This window comes from Neobacillus sp. OS1-2, from assembly GCF_030915505.1.
Classification (GTDB): Bacteria; Bacillota; Bacilli; order Bacillales; family Cytobacillaceae; genus Neobacillus.
On sequence record NZ_CP133265.1, the window covers coordinates 1,196,548 to 1,210,932 of the forward strand.

Here is a 14,385-nt window from a genome sequence, read left to right on the forward strand (position 1 = left end):
AATCTTATAAACTGCCCCCCCCCTAAAATATTGAAGTGTTACAGTAACTTTCCTAATTTTAAAGGTTCCCTTGCTTCCTAAGGTTTTATAATTGTGATGTTTGGATTGGCAAAATTCATTAATTCGTTGATTGTTTTATTTGGTAAAGAGTTTTCTCCCCCAAGGATAAGGAATCCACCAATTTCCATTCTATTTTCATAGATAAGTTCCATGGTTGCCCCCTTTGGCTCCGTGCTCGTTAAGATAACAGGTGCGCCCAAGCTTGCAGCGAAAGCCGACCCAGATAATGCATCAGGGAATTTCTCGCCCGTGGCAAAAAAAGAGATCATGAAATCTAAATCAGATGTGAATCTTTGAATGATCGCCCTATTCGTTTTATAACGATCATCCCCATATATACGCTCATTCTTCGGTAGCTTTGATGCAATACTATCGGAAATGGCCTCGTATCCTCCAATTACATAAGACTTATTAATGTTATTTATGCTTAAAAAAGTACTAAGGGATGATGGAAGATGTTGACTATCTGTTAAGAGAATAGGCATCCCTTTTGCTCCGGCAATTGCTGACATCGATAGGGCATCAGCGAAATTCCTGCCAGTTACAACTGCGATTTCCCCGCTATTCCCGACCTTTTCAGCAACCTTAACGGCGGTTTCATACCGATCAGCTCCGCTCAGCCTCGTAACATTGATATCAGAGTTAGCCAATTCCGTTTCGACATTCGCTGAAATGGCGGATGTTCCCCCGACAATAAATACTTCCTTTACGTTCAATCGTTGAAGCTCCGCTTTGACTTCAGAATTTAAACTTTGTACATTTGGTTCCGTTAATAATAACGGCGCATTATATTTTGCAGCTAAGGGAGTAGCACAAAGCGCATCTGGGAAGTTGCCGCCCGTTGTAATGATGGCTGTGTCAGATGTATCCCATCCAGCCTGTGAGATGGAAACCGCTGTGCTATAACGGTTTTCACCATAAAGGCGGTCAACGCCTAAGCGTAGCTCGGTTCCAAAAGTGTACTCCTTGATCGATTCATTTGTACTTTCGACCACAATAAAGTAGTTTCCCGGCTTAACCATGGCATCTATAAGAAATGAACCAATATTGTAAATACTTTTTGGATCAACCGGCTCACTACTAGCAATGATATTTCCTTGGTCATCAAGTAAGCTCAAGTGTAAACCATCATTTTGAAAGTCTCTGTTTTCGTCACGAGCAGTACCTTCTATCATCAAATTACCCGGAAAATCTAGCTGGAGTTGATAGATATCAATATCATTTATGTTCATTTCACCATAGAACGAGGGATAGACATTACCATAGTCTCTTCTTTCTAATTCAATTATATTGGCAAATTCAAAATCGTTATTTGGTTCTTCCTCAAACGAATACCCGTAATAGTCGCTTTTTTGGGCATTTGCAGTATGTAAATAAATAAAAGGAAATACCAATGTTACCGCCAATAATGTAATAAATAGTTTTTTCACGACTTCCTCCCTGAATGGTTAAATTTGATTAAGATGTAATCGCTTTAAAGCCTAGTTTAGAAAAAGATGGGAACAATTTGTTCCCACCTTGAAGATTAATTGGATAAGCTTGCACCAGTATAGTAGTGTCCTAGGATTTGATCATATTTAAAGCCTTGATCCGCCATTGATTTAGCACCATATTGGCTCATCCCGACTCCATGTCCATAGCCAAGGCCATTAATAATAAACTGTGATGACGTATCTTGGACATTTGTTACAAGATAGCTTTTAAAGGTAGAAGCGCCCATCATGCTTCTTAACACACTCATTTTCGTATCATTTACTTCTAATTTAAACTTTTTGATATCGCCAATTAGTGCTCCTTTAATTTGCTCGCGGCCACTTGGAGAGATCGCATCATTTCCTCCTAAATAGACAATAGATGGCCTAAATCCTAATGACTTAATCCATTGCTTAGAAACCTGTGGAAGACTATCTTTTTCAGTTAGGATTACCGGAGCATTTTGATAGGCTGATAATACCGCCCCTGGCAATGCATCGATAAAGACTCTACCCTGTGCAAAATATATTTTACTCTTATCAAAGTTATATTTATTGGCAATGGCAATACTTGTATCATATCTTGTTTCGCCGCTAATTCTTTCAATATTGCTAATACCAAGGACATTAAGCTGGTTTTCAATATTTGTAGAAAGTGCAGTTGTACCGCCGATTAGAGTAACTTTCTTAATCTGTTTATCTTGTAATAATTGGAGTACACTTTCATTTAACCAATTTGGGTTTGAAAGAATAATTGGTATTTGCTTACTCGCTGCATAGGAGGCGATGGAAAGCGCATCAGGCGAAGTATCCGACCCATTTGTAATGAAGACTTCGGAAAAGGCCTCTTCTTTCTTCGCAATCTCCACTGCAGTGTCGTAACGAGTTTCGCCATTTACACGCTCCACTTGATAACCTTGGTTTTCCAAAGTTATTTTAACATCATTTGAAATTGCCGCTTCACCGCCAAGCAAATAGATTTGCTTAGGATTTAATTCTTTTATCCTATTAAATACAATATCTGGTATGGCTGATGAGGTGGTTAATAATAACGGAGCATTATATTTTTTGGCTAATACAGCACCTGTAATTGCATCAACGTGTACATCACCGCGGCCAAGCACGACTGTATCTGCAGTTCCTGACCAGCCTTCTTTTGATATGGCAACGCTTGTCTCATAACGGGTATTTCCAGCAATTGTTGTTGTATTAATGTCTGGCTGGTTCCCGGATATTGACCGAACGAAATTACCTGCCTTATCCTTCATAAAATATTCGATATGAATCGTCCCTTTGGTACGATTACCAGTAGATTCACCTGATGCGGTTTTTGTAAATTCATCCGCAAAACTCACGTTAGAAATATCTGTAATCTTAATATCTGCTGCACCGCTATTCGTCAATACATAGGATTTTATCCCTCTGAATACCGCTGAACTCGCCTGCGACTCGGAAATTTTGTCCCACCATTGTTCAGGATGGATTAAGTCTAATTGAGAAGTATTGATCTGCTGCTTGTCCAAGGCAATGTTCCATGGAATCTTCGGATCATAAGGATCTCTTTTTGCCGCCAAGTACGGCACTTGGGCTGACCCCCAATAATTTGCATTCGATTCGATGAAGCCGCCATTACTCGAAGAATAAACAGCTGAAATAAGATTGCCGTTGTACCTTAATACTTTTCCCGCAGTCTGGTCTACTGCTAAACTCGAGTTATTATAAAGACTTGAGCCCCAAATATAACCTGCATATGCTTGATATGAAACTGTATCATCAATCACAGCACCTGATTTTGATTTTACATAGGTTCTCGCTGCCACAGCCTGTGCCTTTAATGCCTCAATCGACCATGAAGCAGGCATTTCTCCGGGAACAACACCTTTTAAATAATCTTCAAGCAGAAGCGTATTAACAGGTCTAACATAGGCCCCTGCTTCGATGGTAAATTGCATATTACCTAAATAATTTCTGCCATTAATATTCGCATAGTTACTTACACCATACTGGACTGGAGTAATCAGAAAGCTATTTTGATAGGTTCCGATTTTAACACCGTTTTCGTATAACGCTAACGTTGTACTATTTTCTACTTTAACCGTGTAATTTTTTCCCGCAGTCAGTGGAGCTGAGTTATTAAGCAGATAGCTTCCATTAATAGCTAAAGAAATTTGTGTTTGATTTCCTACATAATTCTTTAGTTTAACGGACACTTGCTCTGTTGAACTGGCTGCTTTTGCAAAGCTCGGAGACATGCATACTATGAATAATAAAACAAAAACTAGCATTTTTCTAAGCGCCAAACGTACCACTCCCTTATGTTCTATTTTTATCTCTTATTCTTTCTTCTCTAATTCAGATGTTGCGGAATAGCCATTTTCACCGCTAAGCTTAAACTCTTCTTTAATTAATCCCTGCTTCGGTGCATAATACCTTGTATAGGTTGTTTCTTCATTTACAACTTCATTTGTCTTTTTTTGAATGGTAAGAACATGTGAAAAATCCCCCGCAGGAACTGTAACTTTCTGATCTTCTGCAAGCCGATTCCATGTCTTGGATTTACTTGAATCATTATTTACAATTGTTTCATATTGTTCAATCGGTACAAAATTATTTAATATGTCTTTATTTGCATTTTCGCTATTATTCTCTTCATATAGTAATGTAATCTCATCTTTCGTCCAACGATAGATCTGCGTCGTTTTATTATCACCTAATTGCAAAAGAGTTTGAACATACTCATCATTGGCCGCGATAATTTCTTCGGTAAAAACAAGCTCGCCTTTTTCTGTAAAGCTTTTTTTACTTCCAACTTCAGGTCGATAGTCTAATAGATTCATACCTTGTTCCACTTCTTGATCATTCACAACTGGCTCGATCTTATTTGGCTTTTCATCAGAATCAGCCTTTTTTGAATCAGCCTTTTTTTCTGAATTACTGGTGGTTTTTACACTTTTTGTCTTAGAATCTACTTGTTCTTCTTTGCAGCCGGATAATGAAACGGCAAGAAGACAAGCAATGAAAATAACTAGTATCTTTCTCATGTTTAATACCGCCTTTTTTAAAAAGGACCCGATAAATGATTTATTATCGAGTCCTCTTATTCCCTCAATTATTTTAATCTATTTTTTACAGATTGTGATAATTGATTGTTTACAATTCCACCAATTACTTCCAATTGGTCAACTACATTATCACTACCAAATTCCAGCAATTGGGATTCAACATTTCTGTTTAAATAATCACCAATTAAAACTAAAGGCGATCCTGTGCCTATTGACAGTGGAGCGGATGCCAGTGCATCCGGGAAGTCTTTTCCAGTAGTTAAGTTTACTTTATTCGAACGTAAGCTATCTTCAAAATTCAGATTAATGATCGCATTTGTTGCATAACGATCCACTCCCGCTAATCGGACGATGCTGCTGGAAGGATAAACTGATGCAAGTTGTTGTTTAACCTTTTCAGAAATGGCGTCAGTTCCTCCTGCAATAACAACATTCTTGCTATTTAAATTTAAGGATCGCGATGGTGTTACGTTACCCTCTTGTACTAACATAATGCCCCAATTTTTATTGGCTGCAATTGGTGCTACTGTCAAGGCATCCGGGAAATTTCGGCCATATACTACAAAAAGCCCATTCACATTGCCAATTTTTTGTAAGATATTGAGGTTAGTTTCATAGCGGGTTGCACCGGAAATTCTTTCTACCCCAAGCTGCATACTCACTAAAGTATCTTCAATCGTTTTCGCGATAGCATCCTGCCCGCCGACGATCACTACTTTGGTTGCACCAAGTCTGCTAATTTCCTGTTTAACTGCTTCATCCAATACTGTAGCATGCGTTAATAGAATTGGTGCTTTTTCATAGTAATTTGATAATGGCCCGGCAGACAAAGCATCTGCAAATTGATATCCGGTTGCCAGGATGACTGTCTTTTGCTGTTTATCCTCGGCGAATCCATTTGGATAGAGTTCATTTGAAACTTTAATCGCTGTCTCAAAACGAGTTTGTCCGGAAAGACTTGATACAGTCACATCCCGTGTAACTGCAACGCCAGGAATATTGGTCCATAGAACATCATTGGTTTTATTATTGACAATTTTGATGTTTGCTTTTCCTTCGCTATAAGCTAACGCCGAATCATAATCATAGAAGCTTCCACTGACTTGATTATTTACATAGACATCATACTTTTTATCAAGATAGTTTGACCAAACAGTCCTATTTGTATCCATCGATACAATACGTGTATTTCTCCAGTGTTCAGCATAGTCAATAGCCGCTGCTTCAGTTGGCAGTGCCTTTAAAAGACCATTTGTACGATGGTAAACTTCAAATTTACTATTCAAATAGGTATAGGTTTGTTTATCCTTATCAAAAACACTCACCGTTGTACCAAGTTGATTTGCATAATTTACAGCTTCTTGCTCGGTCTTAAAAGTTTTAATTATTTTGCCATTCTCATCGTGCACTTCAAACACCTTATAGAATGCTGTCACAGAATCAGCAATCGCCTGGGCGACTCTTTGCTGGTAGGCAGCAGATTTTAATAATGCTTCCTCATCGCGATTGGTCATATACCCCATTTCAATAAGAATTGCCGGCATTTGTGCATTTCGAATTACATAAAAACTTTGATCATTTCCAATCCCGCGATTAATCGCTCCTAAATAGCTGATCACCGTTGGATGAACCGTTTCTGCTAATCTTTTACTCTCAGAATAATAGTTCATTTGAATTGGGTCAGGCGGATAATCAGGCTGTAAGTGGTTGTACCCATCATAATAATAGGTCTCTACTCCTTTGACGTAAGGACTGCTTGGACTCGCGTTAGAATGGATTGAAACAAATAGACTGTTATCATTATTGTTTGTAACAGCGGCATTTGCTACTTTCATTCGGGCAATGAGATCGGCACTTGCACTAGCACTGCTGAAATCTCGATCAGAATCCCTAGTCATCACTACTTTTATATCCGTGTTTCTTAATGCATCCCTAACTTTCAATCCAACTTGCAAGTTTGCAGTCTCTTCACAGAATCCAGTACTGGCTCCGGAGTACCCGCATGTTCCAGAGTATCTTCCTCCATGTCCTGGATCAATGACGAGTAACTTTTCTGCAAAACTACTAGCTGGAAAGATAAATAAAAATAACATAAAAAAGAATAAAACCTTTAACTGCTCTTTTCCGCTTACTCTCATCTGCTAACCTCCAAATTATTCCACAGTTCTCTACATTTCTACATTATATCACTCTATTACTTGAATTTTAATGACAATTTTCATTTAATTTCACCAAATTTCTAATATTAGTAGATTTTTATGGTATTAAGTAAAACAAGTACAAAGAACAGGCGCAAAAAAAGCCTGAAGTAATTACTTTCAGGCTTACTAGTTTTTATTAATTTTTATTAATTAAGAATAGTTAATGGGCAACTTCACTTACCTATTTCTTCTTAACAAATGATAACTTTTCATTCTGTAACAATTCTGATAGTGTACTGGATTTACACAGTCTTAAAACCGTGAAATACAGCAATGCTCCTAAAGGAATCACGATGGCTAGAAGTGTCCAATCATGACTATTTCCAAAATACTTGATTGTCTTTAATAGAAGCAAACCGGCAGACATGACTGCTGTAGCCGCAAGTATTTTTCCATATTCACTAGCAAGGTGCTTTAGATGAAAGCCCCCTGAAATCTTATTTAAGGTAGTAAAAGTCGAAATGGAATAAATCATTCCAACAATGGAAGCCGATAAAGCCAGTCCGGAAGGGCCAATCCATTTAGCAAAAATAAAATTAGAGATGATGTTCAATACAATGGAAAACAAGCCAATCCGCATGAAATAGCTGCCCTCCCCTAATGTATAAAATCCCTTTGCCACCACTGCTTGGATACTATAAAACAATACAGACCCCATATAAAATAAGGCGTAGTGGCTTGTTAATGACGTCGTCAATTCAGTAAATGCACCCCGCTCGTAAACAATCCTAACAAGCGGTTCAATAAGAATCATCATCCCAGCTACTGAGGGAGCAATGAGCAAGAACATATTGGTAAGTCCTTTTTCGATCCCCCGATTAAATAATTGCTTATCCCCAGTTGAAATGGATTTAGCCAAAAAAGGATAAATAATGGTCGCAATCGTTACACCAAATAATGCTTGAGGAATCGTAACAAGTCTGAATGCATAATTCAGATTCGAGACCACTCCTTCCCCCATTCTTGAGGCATAGAGCATATTTACTGTTAAATTGATCTGCCCAACCGCAATCGTCACACCAACCGGCCAAAAGATTCGATAGAAGGCGTTTATTTCCTTCCATTCAGGTTTCTGGGACCAGTCAATCATTTTCTTAGGTGATAGGACAACTACTTTGAGTAAAAATGAAAATACTGTCCCGATAAAATAGCCAAATGGAACAGAATAAATACCCATGGAGCGATGAAATTGTAAGGCAAATACTAGCGTCGTTAATACGACAATCGTTTGTGAAAAGGTTGAAAAGGAAAACTTCCGTTGTGAGTCAAAATATCCTTCGTATACCGCATTTACTCCTACAAGAACAATAGAAATGAAATATAAAGCAATTGTCCAAACTGCAATACTAGAGCCATCTGCATATTTGCTAAATTCAGGATATAACCATCTCACTAAGAATGGCGAGGCAATCGTTCCCGCAATGGCAACAATAACTGCGAATACAAATGTACCTTTTACTATATTCGTTAAATGGGAAAAACCCTTCCCTTGTTTCTCAAAAGAATAATAGCTGGGGAGAAAGGCATCCTTCATCCCCGTTAACATAAAAAGAATAACGGCATTGGGGATAGTCATGGATGCAAAGTATGCATCCGCTTTATACGAATCCCCATATAAGGCAGATATCACTAAATCACGGAACATACTTGAAAATTTCAAAAGTACTGTAGATAAAAAAAACAAAATAACTGAAAAGCGTAATTTTGACATTATAATTAATCCTTTATGATGAAAAATTAATCCCCTTTAAGAATTTCTACCTTTTTAATTTCTATAGCTTGATGGGAAGTGATGGATGCATATTTCACTAAACTTAAATACCAATTATATTGACTGCTTACTCGGATTAAATAATCATGATATTCTCCATCTGCTTTAATTTTAAATAAATAGCCGCTTGAATCAGTATGAGGATCTTCTCCATATTTCAATTCAGCTTCAAAATCATCACCAATCTGGCGAGATTTTAATTTTAAATGAACGTAATTTCCCTGTTTCCTGTCAAAAGATTTATTAATTTGAAATGTTTCAGTTTCATGAGATGTTTGCAGCCCCCTTTTGGATAGATCTACCTGAACAGGTGACAAATCCTTCGCATGCAAAGTATCCTTCTCACCCCACAAATAAGGAACCCAGCCCACATTCGTCATTTCATTATAAGATTTAGTAATCTTTTTATATTGATTCGGCTTCTCTATCAATTTAATTGAATGGATAACAAACCTATCATTATCAGGCGGGTCAATACGCATATTCTTCAATAGACCTAAATAAGGAATTTCTACCTTTGTGGTTGCGTAAGATATTGGACCATTTATTTTAATGGTAGAACTATCTTCATCAGAATAAGTACCATTCAGAAGGTAGTAAATCTGAATAACCCCCACCTTTTTAGTGCTATACTTAATCTCTAGTTCATATTTGCTATCGTCTTTCAACTGATAATTTTCTAACCCCGTAATATCGAAAATTCCTTGAATCTGAGGATCATTATTTCCAGTATCAAATGTAGTCCCTTTATCCGTTTCCTTTATATTCTTAATATCGAAAGCTTCCCATTCTTTTGAATTATTGTTGTCAGGCTGATAAAGAGAAAGTTCATTAATCTTTTGAGATAAATGCTTTATCTTGTTTTCAATTGTTGACTTTTTGTCTTTACTAACCCATACATCAAACCCATTAAGAGTTACAAATGGTGTATACCGATTAAAAATATACTCTGAAACACGGTATGAGCGGATATGATTCGGGACACCATCTATCCCTAGAAATCCCCGTTGAGCAGCAAATACGACGAATGGAACCGAATACGCTTGAATCTCTTTCAAAAATGAATTCTGTGAAATTTCATCAGAAAGAAAAGCAGGCGTTTGATTAATATACATTGGTGTTTCTCTATTGGTATGAACATATAAAAAAGGAGCGTTACTAAAATCAATAAAGGTTTCATGAGGTTCCATTGTTAAATCAAAAAGACCTTTTAGGGCCCCATAAGTACGAATTTTATATTCCTCTGGTTCAGGATATCGATTTACTTTTTTGTCTTCAGCTATATAATCACTGAATGTAATAAAACGATCCATTGTTTTTCCTATTAATGATTGGTCCTCAATTTTCGTACCGTACATTGTGCCTAGAATTACAAATGAATAAGCAATTCCAATGGCTGAAAACTTAATAAAATGATGAAAGGCTAACCCTTTGCTCTTAATCAAATATGGAAGATAGGCTAACGGAATTGCTGTAAAACCTAAAATAAATAATGCAGTATTTTCTACTAGCGAATGTCTGACTAATCCACGCGGGAAATTAAACAAAGTAAATAATAATAAAAAGCTAATTGATGTAAACATAATAGGATGTATTTTTTCAACCCACTTTGTTCTTACAATTAAATAGCAAAAAAGCAATACTGATAGTGATGGAGTAATAATGTAAAATAAAGAATAATTTAATTTATGGTTATCACCCAATGTGCTAAATCCCCAAATTTGATTAGAAGAAACCACAGATAAAAGCTCTTTTGACCTAAATATGATGGGCACATCTTTACTGATTGCGAGGAGGATAAAAGCAAGAACCAATAGTCCCCCTGTACACACTCCGGCTAAGATAGCCTCTTTAATATGCCACCTTTTTTTATATAAAGTAAAATATAGAACTAAGGAAATGACAGCCGCTGGAATAGCGGAAGCCCCAATATCAAATCTCCAAAGAAAAGTAAAAAATAAGACAAAGAAAAATAGTAGATAATTGTTAAAACTTGGCTTCTTCATTAATTTATGCAAAGCAAATACCGCTATGATTCCCATAATATAATATTCCGGCAGCAACTGAGATGATAAAATTGTTAATGGAAAGAATCCAAGTGTAAGTAGTGCAAGCTCACTTGAAATTAATTTTCTTAGAAAAAAGTAGCCTATTAGAAAATATATTGTCTTATCAAATACTGTATTATAAAGGAAGCTTTCCCAGCCTTGATAGCCATTAATTATTGAGTACAAGAATGGTGCAACTAACTCTGATAAAGCATGGGCGTTAAAAGTCTCTAAAATAGGGATTTTTCCATATTTAAAAAACTGGTCCACAGCAACTCCAGGATTACCTGATTCAAATAATTCAATCGGCGGCCCTATTGTTTTAGGCGGTTGAAACAAAATTGCTGTCAGCATGACCAATAGCATTGGGTAATAAAAGTTACTCAAGACTGACTTTAATGGAGCAATAGCTGCTTTTCGCTTACCAATTAAATAGATAATACCTGCTCCTAAAATGGAAATGACAATTAAAATAAATAATATTTTGTGAGGTGAAAATATAAATACTTCATTTTGATTCAGGATTAGGTACATTTCATTTGCTAAAGGTAAATAAAGAGGGCTAATAAAGATAGGGAAACTGCTAATACTGATTAATCCCATAGCCTGTTTTATATCCAATTTATTTTTCCTAACTACCAATGAAAATACCACGAATATAAACAGAAAGTTAATAACAAATCCAAAAAAGTAATTTACAGACAAATTTCCAGTTTGATATTCAAAGAAACCCTTACCAAAGTATTCAGAATAAAACGTAATAACAAAGGGCTGCAGAAATAACCAGATTCCAAAATACTTTTCTGAAAGAAATTGTGAAATTCTAGTCCATTCGAATTTAGTGGCAAATAATTTCAAAATTAGGATGCAGAAAATGATAAGCTGTAAATATAAAATTAGATTTATCGTCGTTTTAGACTCGACACCAAACAATTTAAATACAAAGGTAATAACTCCAAAAAGAGATAAAGTATGAAAAAAGTGTGTTTCAAAAATAAAAACAGAACCACTTGCACTGGCCCTCAACAATTTCTTTGAAGCCGTTCGAATCATAATTTGGAGGAAAAGACCAAATAGGAAACTTATCGTACCTATAACAACTACTTGATAAAATATCGATGTCCTAGAGGCAATATCGATTCCAGCAATAGATGCTTCTGAAATTACTCTTCCATCAAAAGTATGAAGTAAAAACCTCCCCTTTGCTTTGAAAAGGGAGTCAGCCATTATCAAGGAAAGGAAAAGTGCTGTCATTAATTCCCCGATGCTCATACTCTTTTGCAATTTAAAATCCTTAAACATAGCAACCTCCAAAACTTTTTAACGAAATAAACAGATTCACACCTATTAATGAAGAAGGATATTAATCAGTTATATATTTTTTTCATGTTTAAAAACAATATTTTCATAAAGAAAATAATTGACGATATAATTTACACCCAACGTAATTACCAGTGCAATTGAGAAATTTATGCCAACTATCTTATTTAATAAAAACATGTTCGCAACATAAATACCGTAAGATAGGATTACAACAAACATATAACGAAGTGACATCTTGTTAAATACCTTTTTATCTTTTATTAAAAAAGTCAAATGCTTATTTAAAAAATAATGTAGGATTAAAGCAATAATATAGGCAGTGGTCAGACTAATATAATCACTTATATGAAAGTAATCACGAAACAAATATAAAAATCCAATTTGCACAATCGTTACAAAAGCTCCTACCAATCCATAAATTAGAAATGACTTTTTAAAGAAATGGCGAATTAATTTGTGAATCATCTCCCGCTCCACCCTGCAAATTCCTTCTTAGTTAATATTGCACGATCTTCTTGAATACTTTCTAAAATATCGTATATATTATCAATTTTCCCACCCATGATATTATAAAAACCTTCAAAACCATAGTTTTTTCTATACAAGATTGGCCGACCGTCATCCTCTTCATTCTGTAATAAAACTGTTTTAATTTCATAAATGGATTCTATATATTTAGCTTCTTTTATAGCAGGAATAAAACGCTGTGCATCTTTTAACATATATAAATAATTTGAATGAATTTTATGCTCACTCAAATAATTATGTCCATCCATAAAAGACTCTCGATCAATCCAACTAAAGTGTGGCGTATAACGTACATGGCTAAGTGTGTGTAAATTTTTAGATGGATATGGCATCGTCGAAAAAAAAGGGCCATCCATTACAGTAATACCAACACCTTCTAATTCCTTAGGCATCTGAATTAATGCCATTTCAGTTAGTTCTTCTTTCATTGGAAGTAATGGAAGATTAGAATCCTTTAGTAACTTATTAATTTGTGAGTACGTGCAATTAAATACGAATTTTGCTTGGATTTGTTCACTCTCTTTCAATTCTATCTGGATGAGGTCAGTTGAATCATGCTTATTCACTCGAGTAACCTCGGAGTTATAAAAAACAGGAATCCCCGCATCTTCCAATCTTTGCTTCATAATTTTTTTCAAAACGACAGCGTCAAACGCAAATTCCTTTACTAAAAATACCTCTTCAACTAATTCTTTATTAAATAATTTCTGGTACTTTTGTTCGGCTATCTCAATTGGTGCACCTATTCCCTGATACATCTCATTAAATTGAAAGGCATTCACTTTTGATCCGTTAGCAATCACATACAACTTAGTAAAATCATTTACTATACAGCTTTTAAATTCCTCTATGAACCGGGGAAAATTGATAAATGAACGGTAGGCAGTAATAATATTTCTTGGATAATGGTACCCATTATGTACCCTTGCTTGATTAATCAAAGAAGCTCGTTGCATTAAATCTGTTTCTTTTTCCAGAACTACAACTTTTGAAAAGTAATTTTTCATTTGTAAAGCCAATGAACACCCATAAAACCCTCCGCCTATTATCACAACGTCATATTCATTTTGGTTAGGCATTTGAATGACTCCCTTTTTTACCGTGAATCGTATCATTTTTAGGATTGTAATTTTTCAACATTAGCTTGGCCAGGATTTTCATCAAAGAAATATTACCTTTTATTCCACTTATTTTTGTTGGGACCTTTCCATCATCCGGATATTTTCTAATCACAGGAATTTCTTTGGTTTTTAAACCTAACTGTGAAGCCCTAACAGACAAATATGCTAAAATTTCATAGGTATCAAATATGTCACGAAATGGCTGTACACGTGGATCTAATAAATATTTACTGCTAAATGCCCTAAATCCATTTGTTGTATCAGTAAATCTTTCCTTCGCAACCAAACTTATGATAGGAGCATGGATAATTTTAATAGCAAAATCACGTACTTTTGGTGTGTTAATTGCTTTTCCTCCAGGAACATATCTAGAACCTTGTACAAAATCAAAACCCGCATCTAGCTCTTTTATAAAATTTGGAATAGCTTCCACACCATCTTTATTATTACCATCAACAGTAATGATTCCTTTATACCCCTGTTCAAGGGCGTATGCAAATCCCATTCGTAATTGCGCACTTAATTTTCCCTTGTCTTTTTTAACTAGAAGGGCTCTGACTCCAACAGATTTTAAATATAAAAGATCTGTTGAACCATCTGAACTTCCACCATCAGCTAGAATTAGATCAATAACCCCTGTTAAAGTTTTCATTCGTAAAAGTTGCTGCTTTATTCTCTCACCTTCATTAATAACCGGAATAATCACACAGTACTTTGTTTCCCGCGGTTTTAGCTCATGACATTCGGCTTTTGGTACTTGCCAATATTGTTCCACTAATATTCCTCCATTAATTCCTTA

9 protein-coding genes are annotated in these 14,385 nt (G+C 35.7%); all 9 read right to left on the reverse strand.

Translation table 11 applies throughout. The features are described 5' to 3' along the window. Window positions 1-77 precede the first annotated feature (77 nt). On the reverse strand, window positions 78-1,490 hold the full coding sequence (locus RCG19_RS06115; RefSeq protein ID WP_308110073.1) for a cell wall-binding repeat-containing protein: 1,413 nt from the start codon (window positions 1,488-1,490) through the stop codon (window positions 78-80). Window positions 1,491-1,585: 95 nt separating this feature from the next. After that, the gene (locus RCG19_RS06120; protein ID WP_308110074.1) at window positions 1,586-3,832 is read right to left on the reverse strand and encodes a SpoIID/LytB domain-containing protein; all 2,247 of its coding nucleotides are present in this window, start codon (window positions 3,830-3,832) and stop codon (window positions 1,586-1,588) included. Window positions 3,833-3,865: 33 nt separating this feature from the next. Further along, complete coding sequence (locus RCG19_RS06125) at window positions 3,866-4,573, reverse strand: hypothetical protein (protein ID WP_308110075.1); 708 nt, start codon at window positions 4,571-4,573, stop codon at window positions 3,866-3,868. 68 nt (window positions 4,574-4,641) lie between these two features. After that, window positions 4,642-6,732 (reverse strand): cell wall-binding repeat-containing protein, encoded by a 2,091-nt coding sequence (locus RCG19_RS06130; protein WP_308110076.1) that lies wholly within the window; start codon window positions 6,730-6,732, stop codon window positions 4,642-4,644. 244 nt (window positions 6,733-6,976) lie between these two features. Further along, complete coding sequence (murJ, locus tag RCG19_RS06135; RefSeq protein ID WP_308110077.1) at window positions 6,977-8,506, reverse strand: murein biosynthesis integral membrane protein MurJ; 1,530 nt, start codon at window positions 8,504-8,506, stop codon at window positions 6,977-6,979. 26 nt (window positions 8,507-8,532) lie between these two features. Continuing rightward, complete coding sequence (locus RCG19_RS06140) at window positions 8,533-11,916, reverse strand: hypothetical protein (protein ID WP_308110078.1); 3,384 nt, start codon at window positions 11,914-11,916, stop codon at window positions 8,533-8,535. A gap of 69 nt (window positions 11,917-11,985) precedes the next feature. Next, a complete protein-coding gene (locus RCG19_RS06145; RefSeq protein ID WP_308110079.1) occupies window positions 11,986-12,402 on the reverse strand; it encodes a GtrA family protein in 417 nt (138 codons plus the stop codon). Further along, window positions 12,399-13,544, reverse strand: coding sequence for an FAD-dependent oxidoreductase (locus RCG19_RS06150; protein WP_308110080.1), 1,146 nt, complete (start codon window positions 13,542-13,544; stop codon window positions 12,399-12,401). The genes RCG19_RS06145 and RCG19_RS06150 overlap by 4 nt, the downstream gene beginning before the upstream one ends. Beyond that, window positions 13,537-14,361: a glycosyltransferase family 2 protein gene (locus tag RCG19_RS06155; RefSeq protein ID WP_308110081.1), complete on the reverse strand. Its 825-nt coding sequence runs from the start codon at window positions 14,359-14,361 to the stop codon at window positions 13,537-13,539. The genes RCG19_RS06150 and RCG19_RS06155 overlap by 8 nt, the downstream gene beginning before the upstream one ends. Window positions 14,362-14,385 lie beyond the last annotated feature (24 nt).

What these genes read in the sequence shown, in the direction of transcription:
- RCG19_RS06145 (WP_308110079.1), bottom strand. Translation starts at nt 12,402, where the DNA reads ATGATTCACAAATTAATTCGCCATTTCTTTAAAAAGTCATTTCTAATT.
- RCG19_RS06140 (WP_308110078.1), bottom strand. Translation starts at nt 11,916, where the DNA reads ATGTTTAAGGATTTTAAATTGCAAAAGAGTATGAGCATCGGGGAATTA.
- RCG19_RS06125 (WP_308110075.1), bottom strand. Translation starts at nt 4,573, where the DNA reads ATGAGAAAGATACTAGTTATTTTCATTGCTTGTCTTCTTGCCGTTTCA.
- RCG19_RS06130 (WP_308110076.1), bottom strand. Translation starts at nt 6,732, where the DNA reads ATGAGAGTAAGCGGAAAAGAGCAGTTAAAGGTTTTATTCTTTTTTATG.
- murJ (WP_308110077.1), bottom strand. Translation starts at nt 8,506, where the DNA reads ATGTCAAAATTACGCTTTTCAGTTATTTTGTTTTTTTTATCTACAGTA.
- RCG19_RS06150 (WP_308110080.1), bottom strand. Translation starts at nt 13,544, where the DNA reads ATGCCTAACCAAAATGAATATGACGTTGTGATAATAGGCGGAGGGTTT.